This is a genomic window from Streptomyces sp. SS8, assembly GCF_054072955.1.
The window spans coordinates 91,973-107,294 of sequence record NZ_JBSVCZ010000021.1 but is presented as its reverse complement, the minus strand read 5'-3'; the positions used below and the strand labels follow the sequence as shown (position 1 = coordinate 107,294).

Genomic DNA, 15,322 nt, shown 5'->3' with positions numbered 1-15,322 from the left:
CACGATCGCACACCGCGTCAGCCCCCACCCACCCCCTGACCGGGGTGGGGTTCTCCCCCGGCCCGGCCCGGTGGGCGCCCGCATTCCGGAGCCCCGGACACCGCGGAACGATCGTCCGCATGACGGAAAACGACACCCGGCCCGGCTCCCGGCCCGCCCCCCTTCTCCCCGGCAGGCGCGCACGGCGCGCAGCCGCCGCCCTCGCCGCCGCCCTCCTGCTCTCCCTGACCGCCGTGCCCGCGTCGGCGGCCGTACGCGCCGGCACGGACACGGCGGGCACGGCGGAGACAGCGGGCACGGCGGGCACCGCGCGGCACGCCCGGGGCGCCCTGCTGTCCACCACGCCCCTGTTCGAGCTGACCTCCGGCCGGCTGGGGGAGTTCCTGACCGCCGACGGCGTGGACGCCTCCGCCGTACGCCACGGGATCGCCGCCCACCGCATCGTCTACGCCACCGTCACCCCCGCCGGGGAGCCGACCACCGCCTCGGCCCTCCTCGTCCTGCCGGACGGCGGCGGGAAGCGCCTGGCCACCGTCTCCGAACTGCACGGCACCACCGCCTACCGCGGCTACGCCCCCTCCACCGGCGACAACGTCTCGATCCTGGGCGCCCTCCTCTACGCCTCCGGCGGCCGGGCCGCCGTCGCCCCGGACTACCTGGGCCTGGGCACCGGCCCCGGCACCCACCCGTACGTGGACACCCGCTCCTCCGTCTCCGCCTCCCTGGACGCGCTGCGCGCCGCCCGCACCGCCGCGCGCGGCCACGGCCGGCGGCTGACCGGCGAGGTGTACGTCACCGGCTTCTCCCAGGGCGGGCAGGTCGCCATGGCCCTGGGCCGGGAGCTGGCGCGGGGCGCGGACCGGCACTTGCGGCTGCGGGCGCTGGCGCCGGTGGCCGGGCCGTACGACATCGAGGGCGTGGAGCTGCCCGCGCTGTTCGACGGGCGGGTCGAAGGCGTCTCCGGCGTCTTCTACCTCACCTACTTCCTGGTCGCCCAGAACAGGCTCCACCCGCTCTACGAGGACCCCCGCGAGGTGTTCCGCGCACCGTACGCCGACCGCGTGGAGGCACTCTTCGACAACGACCACCCGGACGACGAGATCGTCCGGCGGCTCCCCGGCACCGTGGAGGAGCTGCTGACGGACCAGTGGTACGAGCGGCTGCGGCACCCCTCCGGCACGCTCGCGGAGGTGATCCGGCTCAACGACGGCGTCTGCGACTGGGCGCCGCGCGTACCGGTGCGGCTGCACACCTCCGACGGCGACCGCGACGTGCCCGTCGCCAACACCGGAAGCTGCGTGCGCGACCTGGCCCGGCACGGGGCGTACGCCGAGGTGGTGCACCACGGTGACGCGAACCACTCCGGCACCTACCGGCGGGCGATCGCCCACAACGCGCGCTGGTTCGCCCGCCTGGACTGACGCCCGGACCCCGGGGCCCGGCGGCCGGCCGTCCCGCGGCCGCCGGGGTCCGCGCCGGGCGGCCGTAGACTCGTACGCACTGTGTCCGAGAAGAATCCCCAGCCCGCCGAAGCGGCGGAAGCAACCGAGACGCCCGGAACGCACCCCGGAGCGCGTGGAGCGCTCGCGGCCCCCGACCGGGAGGGCCGGAGCGCGCACAGCGCGTCCAGCGCGCCCGGCGCCATGTTCCCCGACGGCACCGGCCCCTCCGCCAACCCCGTCGGGGACCGCCACGAGCGCCGCATCCGCAGCTTCCAGCCGCGCCGCAGCCGCGTCACCGCAGCCCAGCGTGACGCGCTGCTGCGGCTGTGGCCGAAGTGGGGCGTGGAGATCGACGGCGACCGCCGCCTCGACCTCGACGAGCTCTTCGACCCCCTCCCGCCCGGCTCGCCCGTGGTGCTGGAGATCGGTTTCGGCATGGGCGAGGCCACCGTGCGGATGGCCGCCGACGACCCGGACACCGGCATCCTCGCCGCCGACGTCCACACCCCCGGCCAGGGCAACCTGCTGGGGCAGGCCGAACGGCAGGGGCTGTCCAACGTCCGGGTCGCCAACGGCGACGCGATCATCCTGCTGCGCGAGATGCTCGCCCCCGGCTCCCTCGCCGGGATCCGCGTCTTCTTCCCGGACCCGTGGCCCAAGAAGCGCCACCACAAGCGCCGCATCATCCAGCCGGAGTTCGTGGAGCTGGCCGCCTCCCGGCTGCGGCCGGGCGGGCTGCTGCACTGCGCCACCGACTGGGAGCCGTACGCCGAGCAGATGCTCCAGGTCCTCACCGACTGCCCGGCCCTGGAGAACACGCAGGCGAACGGCGGCTTCGCGCCGCGCCCGGACTTCCGGCCGCTGACCCGCTTCGAGCAGCAGGGCCTGGACAAGGGCCACGTCGTCCGCGACCTCCTCTTCCGCCGCCTCCCCTGACCGGGCCGGCGGCGGGGCGTGCGTGCCCGGCCGGTCGTCGCCACCGGAGTCCGCCCGGCCCGACCTCGCTCCCCAGGAGCCGGGAGTAGGGAGAACGAGGTCGGTACTGAGCGTGGCTGCACGCCTGCTCAAGAAAAGAAGCCGGGTATTTTCTCGTCAGGTGTGCCGATCAGGAGAGCACGGTCGAGAAAGATGTTGTTCATCTCGCAACTCGTCTCCGGAAGCAGAACACAGGCATGGCAGGCGGCGAGGTTGAGACTGTTCACGCCGCTCGCGTCGGACTCCATGCAAAGAGGGTCCGCCGAGCACCACGAAATCCGCTCGAGCGCCGACTTCAGCGAGTTCGCCAGCTTCTCCGGATCTCCTTGGGCGACGATACCTCCGAGGCTTCCCGCCGAATCGCTGGTGGCGGTGTAGAGGAGCACGCCGGCCATCTCCTCGTTGACGTAGAGACGCTCTCGGATCGCGGAGGCGGGGTAGCCGCAGTCCAGACTCCACTCGTTGATCAGCGCGTGCGCCAGAGTGTGAAGGAGGACGAACCGCGAGGTCAACGAGGAACGGACAGGGACGTTTCGATCTCTGGCATGCCTACGAAGATGGCGCTCATGGTTACGACGCAGCCGTTGCGCGCGAGCCTCGGGGGAGTTGGGGCCGGCAAGCGATTCCCAGGCCGACAGCTTCTCGCGGTCCAGCGCGACAAAAACCCCCTCGCCGATGACCTCGATGGCCGGCAGCCAGTCGATGTCGTCGTCCAGTGCGACTTTGACCGCGCGTTCCCGGTCCTCCCTGGTCCACGCAAGCGGTTCTATACGAGTGAAGCTGTGGAGTGCCCGTACCTCGCGAAGTCGCTTGACCAACATGATCTGGCCGATTCCCGGTGCTTCCAGTTCGCCCGCGTTCTCCGGAGGCAGACAGACGAAATGCTGGTTCTCCGGGTTTTCCGGAGTCTCCCTGCACAGCTGCCTGTACTCCTCCTGCCGGATCCTGCCTGCGGCCTCGAACTCGGTGTTCTCCTCGGGGTCCTCCTGTGGCTGCTCGCCGGCGCTCTCCAGTGTCCGTACCGCCCCGATCACTTCCTCGACGCCGTAGCGCCCCTTGTCGAGCCAACCCTCGTCGCGGGCATACTCCTCGATGCGCTCGTCGCTCTTGTTGACCAGATGCCGCTTGTGCCGTTCGACCAGCTGCATCAGTTTGCGGTGCCACGGCGGGATGGACAGTGCGGAGGCCACATTGGGAAACCAGGCCGCGGACGAACCACGCTGCAGCACTCGGAGGGGACTGGCGCAGTTCGCCTCGCGTGCGCCCCTGCCGAACCAGGGGCGGCCGCCTCGGCAGGTGATCCCCAATGCGTCCATGGCGTCCCGGCTGAAGGCGCCCTCCAGCGATCCGCTCTCACCGCAGTCGCACTTGATCACGATGCCGCGCAGACTGGCCGTTCGTCCCTCACTGTGGAGGGTCAACCGGGCCTTCGTCCGATCGCAACCGCGGCGAGCCCTGCGTTCCTCTCCACGCCGGGCGTGCAGCCATCGCCAGTACGGGAACTCGTCGAGGTGGCCGTGGGCACACGCGACGACGAAGCGGGACGGCACGAGAGGAGCCTCGCAGTCACCGCACAGATTGTCGTTGCGCCGACCGCCGAAGTCCCGGAACGGCCTCAGCGCGCAGCACTTCGGGCAGGAGTAGGTCTCGGGAAAGCGACGTACCTTCACGCCTTTCCCGGTGGGCGCCGAAGCCGCGGGGGGCAGCCGGAAGCCGTTCACCCCGAGACGCTGTTGCAGACGCGGCTCGGACAGGATGTCGGCGTCCCCGATGTCCCAGGTGTCCAGGCCGCTGACGATGTACGACTGATCGCCGATGGCGATCATCGCTCCGACGCCGTACGTGGTGATCTGCTGGGCACGTCGTACCGAACCCAGTGGTGCCCTGCGGACCTTCTCCTGTCGCACTGCGGTGCCGGAGGCGCCGGCCGAGGATCGACGTGCCATGTCAGCTCTCCAGGTAGAGGTCGGACTCGACATCGACGTCGCGGAGGCTCCACAGCGTGTCGCGGGCCTCTTCGAGGTCGAGATCGGAGTGGGTGCGGAGCAGCGCGGTATCGGGGTCGCGGTCCGGGTTCGGGCTGTAGGTGTAGGGCGCCTCGTACAACAACCTGTCGTTCTCCTCGGCGAGCCGGCGCCAGTGGCTGATGAACTCCCTCAGCTCCATGTCGGTGGCGTCGGCTTCTTCCTTCTCGATTCTGTTCACCCGGACCACCAGGGCAGCACGTAGCTCGTGCAGGTCCTGCTCGAAGGCGCTCATGTTGGCCGCGGCTCTGTTGGGACGGGCGATCGGCAACATCAGCCGGGCCAGACCGACGAAGACCGCGTGCAGAGCCCGGTCACGGGCGCGGGCGGAGTAGGGGGTGACGCTGGTCGACTCCACCTGCTTGTAGAGAGCCGAGTGGTACGGGACGAAGTCCTCGTAGTGCGACAGGTCACGGGATCGGGCGGAGTTGAACAGGGTGACCACCAGTCCGGGATGCCGGCGCCCCACACGGCTGGTGGCCTGGATGTACTCGGCCGTCGTCTGCGGCTGCCCCAGGACGGCCATCAACCCCAGCCGGTCGATGTCGACACCCACCGAGATCATGTTGGTGGCGAGCACGACGTCCACCGCCGCACCGGAGCCCAGGGTGTGTGCCAGCTCACCCAGTCGGTCGGGGATCTCGCTGGAGGGGACACGGCTCGTCAGTTCTTTCGGAACGACTTCACGGGGCACCTCACCGCCGTCCCGTTGTGCATGGGTCTTCAGCCTCTCGTTGACATCGGCGTGCACCTGTAGCTCGGCCGCCGCGAGCAGACGGAGACTGTTGAAGTAGCCGACCAGGGTCCAATAGGCGTCCCGGACCGCGTCATCGCCCTCGATCCGACCGGCATGGTGCAGGAGTGAGGCATAGGCTCGAATCAGCAGGGTCGCCTGGGAGATACCCGGGGTGAGCAGCCCGACGTAACGGCGTGACGCCTTGCGTTCGGCAGGGGCCTGGACCGCGAACCAGGAGTCACGGGCGTCGAGACCTGCCGGCGGGAACTGCGCCACTTCTCGGTCGAAAAGGGCCTTCCCCTGATCCCCCGCACGACGGATGGTGGCCGTGGACGCGATGACCTTGGGACGGTCCGCGGCGATGTCGATCGCCGCCTCGTACAGGCCGGTGAGCGTGCCGAGAGGCCCGGAGATGAGGTGCAGCTCGTCCTGGACGATCAGCTCGGGCGGGGGCGTACCGTGCGCGTCGGTGTTCCGGTTGAACAGGGCGGACACATCGTCCCGCCACGCCACTCGCGCGAACTTGTCGACCGTGGCGATGACCAGTGTGGGGCGCACCCGGTAGAGCTCGGAGTCCACCACGTGCACAGGCAACCCGTCGCCGTAGTCGCAACCCTGGCCCGGGCAGTTGATCGACATGTGGCCGCGATCGACATCGACCGCGTAGTCCTCCGCCCGCAATGCCGTACCGCACCAGGGGCAGTCACGGAGTTGCACCGGATTCTGCTCCTGCAGCACCTCACCCCTGCGTATCTTCCGCAGAGCGGTCCTGGCCTCCTCCAGGTTGTTCGGGGTGGCCGCCCGTCCCACCCACATACCGACGGAGATCGGCTCGTGCCCGAAACGCCCGGGATCCTCCGCACGGACCCGGTCCATGGCGCACATCAGCCTGGCGGCACGCTCGAACTGTTGCAGGGTGAGAAGCCTGAGTGTGTAGCGCATGAAGACCGTGACACCACCGCCCGCCCTGCCGCGGAGCAGCCGGCGGTGGAACACGGTGAAGGCGATCAGGCCGAGGTAGGCCTCGGTCTTGCCACCACCGGTGGGGAACCACAGCAGGTCCACGATGCCACGGTCCTCGTGCTCCGGGTCGACGATCCCGTTCAGGCAGAGCAACAGGAAGCCGACCTGGAACGGGCGCCAGGTCCCCTGCGGCTGTGGCTGCCCCTCGCGGCCGCCCCTGATCCACAAGCTGCGGCCGAGCTGCCGTGCCATGGCCTTGTTGGCCGTTCGGAAGGCATCCATGACGCGCTCGTCGCGCTCCAGCAGTCGGATGCCGGTCATCATGCGTTTCTGGGCTGTGCGGCACAACCGCATCTGCTTGTCGGCGAGTTCGAGGTACTCGGTGCTTCCGTACGGACCGCCGCGCAACTCCTCGATCTCGGCTTCTCGCTCGTCGATCCAGCGCCCGTAGGCGTCGACCAGCTCGCGGAGCCACTCCACGACCTGTTCCGGTGTCGCCTCGGCCAGCGTCTGCATCCCGAGACGGCGTACGTCGATGTCCGGGTTGGAATCGGTGAGCAGCACCTCGTACGTCGGGACGAATTCCGTACGGACGCAGGCCACCCCGGCAGGCTCGCCTCCCTCGGTGAACTCGCCGACGGCCGGCGGTGTCCAGTCCCAGTCGGCGGCACAACCATGGCCGGTCGCGAAGGAGGGGACATGGCGGTGGAGGAGCCTGTTGAGTCGAACCTCCTCGTCCGCGCCTCCCTCTGTCGGACGTTCCACCAAGGCGGGCACACCACCGGGAACGTCAACGCGCAGCCCTACCTGGAAGAAACAATGGGTGTCGCGAATATCGGCCTTGCCCACCAAGTGAGTGTTCACCAGGGTCGCCGTGACGCTCACAGTGCCCCGCGGGCCACTCGGCCGGCGAACCCGCACCCGCATCTGCAGACCCGGAGCAAGCTTGACCGGCTCCTGACGGATTTCCGTGACATCCACTGTGACGACGGGCAGTTCGAGCGGACGGCGACGCCAGTGGAGATCCTGCGCCTCCACGGCCCGTCGCTCCGCACGCTCCGGCACGGTGATGTGTCCCTGGCTGTCCACCGGGTCGTACACGGCGGCAGTGGGAGTGATCGTTATGGAGCGGCTGCGCGAAGGGTCCACTGCGAAGGTGATCCCGGTGGCCGAAGGACGCTGGATGCTCGCCAGATCGACTCCGGTGTCCGGTACCTCGTCGACGGCGAGTGTGGAGTCCGCGTCGTCGTCGTAGCCATCCCCCTCCGCGTCCTCACGGGCCAGTTCCTCGTCCTCGGTACGGGGGAAGAGCACTCCGGTGGAGTAGGTCGTCACAGGCCAGTCGTCCAGCAGTTCCGTGGCGTCGGCCTGATCACCGGTCGGCCCGAGAAGATCGGCCCTGAGCCGCTCCACCAGCTCGGCACGGAATCGGTAGTGTTCCTCGAGATCGGGCATTGTCGTTCTCAGTCCCTTTCCGTTTCCGCGCGGTCGTACTGGAAGCGGCCGAGGCCGGTCGGGCGAGGGGCGAGCCATACGCCCAGCTCGCCGAGACCTGCGTGGACGGCGGCTCCGCGCTCGCCCACGACTGTCTCCACCGTGTCGATGCGCAGGTCCGTGATGCGACGGGGCCAGCTCCGGGGCTGATAGGTCCTGGACTGCTGCATGTGGCGGTAGAGGTCATGACGGAACTTCTCCGAGACCACACCGATCGCGCGGTCCCCGTGGAGAAGCACATAACCGGGACCGACTCGCTTCTCGTGGTCCTCGGACACGTCGTCGATCCGTTCCAGCATTACCGGATCTCCCGAAGTGGTCCGGGAGTGGAGATGCTCCTGCAGAGACACAGGGTCATCCTCGATCTGGTAACTGCCTGCCGGGTGGTGGGGGTGGATGTCACCCGCAAGGAGCTCCAGTCCAGAACGCCTCCAGTGTTGGTACCCGAAGCGCGCCCACCTGTCCGTCCGCCGGTCCTTGCGGACCAGCCGGAACCCACCGCGATACGGAAGGACGTCCCGTGGAAGATCCAGCCGGTACAGCTCCCTGCGGGAACGGGTCATGGCCACGTACAGCGCACGTGCGCGATCGGCCACGTCGACGGGCAGGTCCCCCTCCTCCACGCTGATCTGCCCGGGGTCCACCACCAGGACACGGTCGAACTCCAGCCCCTTGGCGCGGTGAAAGGTGGAGATCACGAAGGGGTGTGCGGGCTGGGCGGTCAGTTCATCCGGCAGCCTTCCGGCGGAGACGGCATCACGCAGACGCGTCAGGTCGACGGACCGCCCCGTTCGTTCCCGGGTGCCGGCGCGCAGCAGACGCCACACACGTTCGCGATCCTTCTCCCCACCGGTGCCGATGAGCGACGGATACAGCTCGTCGAAACGCTGCCTGGTCAAGGTCAGAGTTCCTCGAGCGGCGCGCATCAACTCGCTCAGCCACGCCGGAACCGCACGGTCCTGGGCCGCACGACGCACCTGATGCGGCACACCCGCACCGTGCAGCCACTCGGAGACCAGCAACACCTCTCCGTTGGTGCGGCACAGCAGGGCCGTGGTGATGTCGGTGACGCACAGGGAATCCCTGATGAAGGGCACACCGATGTCACCGAAATCCATTCGTGCCGCGAGTTCCAGCCGCAACTCCTCGTAGGCCCGCTCCGCCTCGGCGAGAGTCGCGCACCCACGCGTCACGCCCTCGAAGGACAGCGCCGAGCGTGCCTCGTCGGTGGCCGCCCGGAAGTTCTGGGTGAGCGAGAGTTCTGCCAGATCGTCCACGAAGGTGCTGCGGAGCCAGTCGAAGAAGCGGTTGGTCTCGATCAGGCGCTCGTCCGGGTCGGCGACCTGATAGCTGTAGATCGCCTGGGCAGGGTCGCCGACGATGGTGAAGCCGCAGTCGTAGGACTCCAGCAGCACCTCGATCAGCTCGCGCCTGTCACCGACCAGATCCTGCACCTCGTCGATCACGACGTGCCGCAACTCGTCGAGCCACTCCGGAGCCAGTCCTTCGTCGGCCACTACCTTCGTGGCCTCTCGAATCCGCTCGTCGAAGGAGCGTGTCCTCCAGTCGATGTCGGCCGCGACCTCGTTGAGGATCTCCAGAGCCCATGAGTCGAAGGTCGTCACCCGGACGTGCCGGGAGCGGTCCCCGTACCGCGACAGTCGCTCCCGCAGCTCTCGCACCGCGGCACGGGAAAAGGTGAGCACCAGGACATCGCCGGTGGTCAGCCCCTCGTCGGTCACCAGGGCCTCGATGCGGCGTACCAGCGTGTGCGTCTTCCCGGCTCCCGCTCCGGCGGTGACCAGCACCATGGCGTCCGCGGGCTGCTCCACGACCGCACGCTGCTCGTCGGTCAGCGCGGGGCTGTCCAGGTATGGGCCGGCGGTCATGCGCTCCCCTTCCACAGGTACTCGAACTCGGTGTAGGCGAGGTCCCTGCCGAAGTTCTCGATGTTGTCCTTGACGTTGAGAATCAGGCAGCTCTCCTTCCCTCCGTTCAGGGGACCGCGCAGGCCGCGCCCGATCATCTGGATGTAGGTGTTCGGGCTGAAGGTGGGCCGGGCCACGACCACGGCTCGGACCGCCGGGGCGTCGAAGCCCTGGGTGAGCACGTTGTAGTTGGTGAGGACCTGGATCTTCCCCTTGCGGAAGGCGTCGATGCGCCGGTTCCGGATACCGGTGGGTGTCTTGGAGTCCACGGACGCGGCGGCGATGCCGCTCTCGTTGAGCAGTGCGGACAGCACGTGGGCGTGCTCGACCGAGGTGGCGAAGACCAGCACAGGCCAGTGCTGCGGCAGTCGTTCGATCTCCTCGATGATGCGCTTCGTACGGTTGACGTCCTGCGCCAGCCGTGCGGTCACGGCGGCAGGCAGCGTCATGCTGTTGCTGCTGGCGACCTGCGTGATCTGCTCCGGGGAGAGGGTGTACTTACCGCCGGGAAGCACACGCTGCTCCACCTGGGAGAGCACCCCGAGCTCCTGGAGGTGCGGGTAGGGGTCATCTTCTTCGAAGACACCGTGGTCCAGCCGCTTGTGGCCGAACCTGGCCGCCAGTCGCCTGGTCTCCTCCTCGCTGCTGCCGCGGAACGCGGTGGCGGTGAGCCCGACGAGATGCCGTGAGGTCCGGTACTGGTCGATACCGAGTGCGTCCAGGATCCTCGTATAGGTCTTGGGCACGGCGAAATGGGCTTCGTCGATGATGACCGCGTAGGCCTCTCGCAGCCAGGCGTACTGCTCGGTGGCTATGTGGCGGGAGAGAGTGTCGTCGATCGCCACCACGACCTGTGGGCCGCCCGGCGCCGGCTCCGCCGCCATGCCGCCCCACATTCGACTGATACGCAAACTCTGGTCGGGTCCCGTCTGGGACCAGACGAACTTCCATGTCTCAATGGCCTGTTCACAGAGTTCCGCACTCTGCGCGACCCATAGGACCGGCCCCGTCACAACACCGTCGGCGATCGCCTGGACGGTCGCCTCCACCGCGATGCGCGTCTTGCCCGCGCCGGTGGGAATCTGCAGCATGGCCCGCTTCTCGTCCGTCCGCACCAAGTGCTGGTACATGTTGGCGACCAGCCGCATCTGGTACGGGTGCAGTGGCAGCGGCTTGCGCGGGCCTGCCACAGTCTCGAACGGTGGCGGCGCCTGCCCCGTTTCCTGGTCTCCGGCCCACTCGACCGGGAACCCGTAGGTTTTCACGAAAGTTCGGGCAGCATGTCCGCCTGCCCAGTTCTTCTGAGGTGCATCGAAGCCCGCCTTCACCAGGGCCGGGGCGAGCTGGCGCAGCACCTCCTCGCCGTGGGTGGCGATGACCAGCTGGGCGATTCGCTGGTCGTCCGGTGCCTCGCCGTTCAGCTCCTCGTCCGCGATCAGCAGTCCGGGGGGAAGCTCCTCACGGAGTCTTTCGGCGCCCAGTGCCAGCAGCAGTTTGCGTGCGGGGTCGGGTTCCCGGCGCACCTTGAGGAAGCGCTCCCCCTCCTTGTCCTTCTCCTGCTGTTGCAGCAGTGCTCGGCAGCCGGACTCGCCCAGGCGCAGTTCCAGGACCCGGTCCACGGCGCACAGCACGTCCAGCTCGCCGTCCGGCCCGCACAGCAGAACGGTGTCGCCCTCCCGGGCCTCGGTGAGTGGCTCCTCCCTCCGCCCCTCCGGTGTACGGACCACCTTGGCCAGGTCGGAGCAGTGCACCAGCTGCCAGTCGGTGCCGTGCGGAAGCCTCTGCCGCAGCCGCGGATAGAGGTCGGTGAGCTGTGTCGGAGTACCCAGCTCGACGAAGGTGAGTTCCTCCTGGAGCAGTTCGGACGGAGCCCGCAGCGGCCAATCGTCGACCATTCGCTCCGCGTCCTCGGCCGTGGGCACCAGCATGGCCGGCACCTTCTCCCGCTGAAGAATGCGGTACTGCTCGGGGTCCGCGGTGACGGCGATCTCCTCGTCGGAGCGGGTGGTCCACTCCTCCCCCACCTGGCAACGGGTGAGCGCGTCCTCCGGCCAGGGGATCTCCTCGACGTCGAAGCGGGTCAGCAAGGCGTAGGCGCTGCCGACGAAACCGGCGTCCTCACTGCTGAGAGCGCGGGTCATGAGTTCCGCCCACAGGCTCTGCGGCACCGATTCGAAGGTTGTGGTCAGGCGAAGAGCACGGGCCGTCTCCATGTCGACATCGGCCACGGGCAGCAACTTGCGGTCCACCCGGAGTTCCGGGCTCACGCACTCACTCGGCCTCCGGATGCCGAGTGAGGTGGGCACCACGCCTTCCTGCCGCAACATCCACACGATCGGGGATCGCACCGACTCCTGGGTGTTGCGGTTGGCCCCCGCCTGCAGAGTCCAGTTGTGCACCAGGCCGTGGCGGGGCAGATGCTGGACGAAAGCTGCACTGCCCTCCCTGGACAACCTGGGCAGCAGGTGGAGAGGGCCGGCCGGGTTGGCGCCGTCCACCTTGAAGGTCTTGAAGCTGGGACGGCGTGCGTCGCTCGGCAGACTCCGGAGATACGCCCTGTAAATCCTGTCGCGGTACTCCTCGAACCAGTCGTCCTCGCGCGGGTCGCAGTCAAGGACAGGTCGGTCGGTGGCACCGAGATCCCGCAGCAGGGCGGTATCTGCACGGTGGAAGGCGGGATCGATGAGCAGCTCGCGATCCCTGGTCCCGTCGGCAGGTACCACCGGGCCGCCGAGGAAGGCGTCACGGATCGGTCGGAACACACCGTCGGCCGTACGGACCTTGATGGTGCGAGCAGGCTTCTCGATCTTGGATTTGATCACCACGGCGGCACGGCCTCCACCCGCCTGCCGCGTCAGCTGCCAGAAGTCCTCCCACTCGGCGTTGCCGTAGCGACCGAGACCGCGGTCCAGAACGGCTTTGAGCCGCCCCTCGGCGTCCGCCTCTGGGATGCCCAGCGCCTCCAGCGCATGTCGCGCCCGATCGTCGACAACAACGTCCGGGTGCACATACACCATGTCGTCGCGCAGCCCGCCGCCGTCGACCGCGCTGCGGCGGTAGATCCTGCCGCGTGTCGGCGCCACCAGATCACCGCGCTCGGTGAGCAGGACACGCGCGCCGACCGCTTCGGTGGCGTACTCGGAACCGAGAGCCTCCATGTCGGCGACGATGCGCAGAGCGAGCGCGGAAGCCGCGGGAGTACGGTCCGCGACCAGTGCCTCCAGCCACTCGACGACAGAGGCGGGGCGCACTCCGGCGATCTCCATGATGTCGCGTACCCGGGAGCGGCGCTCCCGGCTCTCCACGGAGTGGTGGCACCAGTTGATGGGGCTGCCGGAATGCTCGGCCCAGAGCTTCAGCCACTCGTCCCGGAGCCCCTCGGGGTGGAGACGGAGGTCCTTGGGCTTGCGCAGAACACCTCGCCGATCGGGTAGGGAGGGCTCCTGCGCGGCGACCCGCAGCACCTCCTTGCTGAGCATCTCGTCACCCCACTGGGACGCCTCGCGTCCACGCGCGGTGAGCAGGGTCAGGTAGGAGCCCGGATCGTCGTCCTCCACCAGACGCGGCAACGAGGCGACGATCAGTTCGGCGGCCACTCGGACGAGTTCGGCGTTGAAGTCGCTCTTGGTCAGGTTCTGCCGGTCTTCGGGCGTCTTCCAGGGGGCGTTGAGGATGCCCGTGAGAGTGGTGTCGTAGTGTGTCGGGAAGAAGGCCCAGAAGCTGCCCCTCTTCTTCCGTGCCTCGACGCCCTTGCCAGGAACGGCCCAGGAGAGCCGAATCACCGGACGCTCGTGCAATTCGCCCGCCGTCTTCTGAGCCTCGGTGGACGGCTGGTGGTCGATGTGGAAGACATCCCACCGCTCGTTGCGCACCGGCTTGCCGTTGTTCTCCTCGATGACCCGGTGCTCGGTGTCGTGTGTCCGCTGCCGCAGCACGCGCTGCATCCGGCTGTTGCTCCGACGGTCCTCCAGCACGACCGAGGCCACATGGGAGGAGAACAGCATGAAATGCGCCGGAAAGTTACGCAGGTCGTTTCCCAGACGGCGATCCGCCCCGGGGTGCAGGGGAAGCACGACCGTCGTGGACGCCCACTTCATCAGTTCGTCGAGAACAGGGTCCTGTGCCCGGTCGGTGGCCAGGTCGAGGGGCTGTGCCATGCGCAGCACCGGAGTCTCGTCCCTCTCCGAAAGCTGGGGTACCACCTCTCGGATACACGCGGCGGACCATGCCTTGTCGAAGCCGAAGCATCCCGAGGTGCTGTAGAAGCGGGGGGTGTCGGTGACGCTGAGCACCGACTTCACACCGACTCCGAAACGGCCGATCTGTCCGCCCCTCTTCCGGGACACAGCCATCCGCAGGATGGTGTCGGCGCCTCCGGGTGACACCGGGTTCCCGGTGTTGGCGCAGTACAGGTGTGTATCGGTGAGCAGGACGTGGATGCGCCCTCCGCCAGCGTACTCCTGGTTCTCGTCGGCCCCATTCTGCACCAGCTCGTAGATCTGCCGCTCCCCGTATCCACCCTGGGTGATGCGACGTTCGTTGTTCGCATGCTCCTGCACATGGCCGGGATCGGCTCGGTACACCTCGAGAATGCGACGGGACTGGGCAAGGACGGTCCCGATGACGTCCGTGGCGTCGGACATGGCACTACTCATCGTGCTGCTGGCTCCTGATGCGATGGTGAACGAGTGAGGGCAGCGTGGGGGACCCCCGAATGTATCCTTATGAGCTCTTCCTGACTCACAATCAGGAAGATATTGATTTGATCTTTATGCTGTTGGCGCCCTGACCGCGGAGTAACCGCGCCCCGAACCTCAAACCCCGGAAAGTCGCGTACTCCTGACTTACGCACACCCGCGATGCCGGGGCAAGGGGTGATTGGCTTCAGAGGCCGGCGACTCCCTCTGCAGCCGCCGACCCGGGGTGGTGCGTCACCTGAACATCAGGTGACGCACCACCTACCTACCGAAGAAGTGAAACCCCGCTCTCACAAAGTCCCGAACCCGAACGACGACTCCTGGCACCAAGAGTGTTGCGAGCCCTGCAGCTCTCCACCTGAAACGGAACAGGCCCACCCTCGGTGCTCGAACACTCCCCCTTCGAAGAATTCCCCCTGATCGACTAGCTGCCGATCACGCCTTCCCGCCGCCCTGACAGCGCCGGTGACGACAGCTCCGGGACCGGGACGTCCTGCAGTACCGGGCAGGAATCCTTCCCTCCACTCGCCTCGCCCGACACACACGCCGACCGGGCCTCGACACCGACCGCCCCTCATACGCGAGGCGGTGCTGCCGCTCCCAACTCCTGACCGTGGACTCCGGAACTCCGCACGCGGCCGCGATCTCCGGGATCGGAGCGACATCCGCAGAAGCGAACATCGCAACCGCGAGCCTGAAACCTTCGGGGTAACACTTGGGCATATGTCTCCTGGGATCCTGCTCGAATTATTCGACACCGTTCTACCGCCACTCCACACGCCGGGCAAGTCAGTTGACAAGAAACACCGGAGTATCGCGGGAGCGGCAATCGGCGATCTTCCACACTCGATCATCAGGGAATAGCGCAGCAGTTTTCGCGCGCCAACACAGGTGTCCACCCCAGGGGTGCTGGAGGCACACTTGTCCCCTTGCACAGGAAGTTTCTGCCCGAAACTCCCATCGCCTCCACGAGAGGCCAGAGAAACCCTACCTGCCTCGTGCCTCCCCCTCAACTCCCTTGCGCCGGAAAGCTTTTGAGCCTCCACAGCCTGCGGCGGCCCGC

The 15,322-nt window shown here is 68.0% G+C and carries 7 protein-coding genes; 2 read left to right on the top strand and 5 right to left on the bottom strand.

All coding sequences use genetic code 11. From position 1 onward, the window contains the following. The first annotated feature begins 119 nt into the window (after positions 1-119). Together ACW69E_RS20190 and trmB are read left to right on the top strand one after the other, a co-directional pair. Positions 120-1,421 (top strand): alpha/beta hydrolase, encoded by a 1,302-nt coding sequence (locus ACW69E_RS20190; protein WP_457499672.1) that lies wholly within the window; start codon positions 120-122, stop codon positions 1,419-1,421. A gap of 222 nt (positions 1,422-1,643) precedes the next feature. Continuing rightward, positions 1,644-2,378: a tRNA (guanosine(46)-N7)-methyltransferase TrmB gene (trmB, locus tag ACW69E_RS20185; protein ID WP_457499685.1), complete on the top strand. Its 735-nt coding sequence runs from the start codon at positions 1,644-1,646 to the stop codon at positions 2,376-2,378. Positions 2,379-2,506: 128 nt separating this feature from the next. Here trmB and drmB read toward each other — a convergent pair whose 3' ends face one another. From drmB to ACW69E_RS20160, 5 genes are all read right to left on the bottom strand, one after another. Further along, entirely contained in the window at positions 2,507-4,363 is a 1,857-nt protein-coding gene (gene drmB, locus ACW69E_RS20180; RefSeq protein ID WP_457499671.1) for a DrmB family protein, read from the bottom strand. A gap of 1 nt (position 4,364) precedes the next feature. Further along, positions 4,365-7,595, bottom strand: coding sequence for a helicase-related protein (locus ACW69E_RS20175; RefSeq protein WP_457499670.1), 3,231 nt, complete (start codon positions 7,593-7,595; stop codon positions 4,365-4,367). 8 nt (positions 7,596-7,603) lie between these two features. Further along, positions 7,604-9,523 (bottom strand): UvrD-helicase domain-containing protein, encoded by a 1,920-nt coding sequence (locus ACW69E_RS20170; RefSeq protein WP_457499669.1) that lies wholly within the window; start codon positions 9,521-9,523, stop codon positions 7,604-7,606. Further along, positions 9,520-14,217, bottom strand: a complete 4,698-nt coding sequence (locus ACW69E_RS20165) for a DEAD/DEAH box helicase (RefSeq protein ID WP_457499668.1) — start codon at positions 14,215-14,217, stop codon at positions 9,520-9,522. The genes ACW69E_RS20170 and ACW69E_RS20165 overlap by 4 nt, the downstream gene beginning before the upstream one ends. Before the next feature lie 477 nt (positions 14,218-14,694). Beyond that, positions 14,695-14,940, bottom strand: coding sequence for a hypothetical protein (locus ACW69E_RS20160; RefSeq protein ID WP_457499684.1), 246 nt, complete (start codon positions 14,938-14,940; stop codon positions 14,695-14,697). Positions 14,941-15,322: the final 382 nt, after the last annotated feature.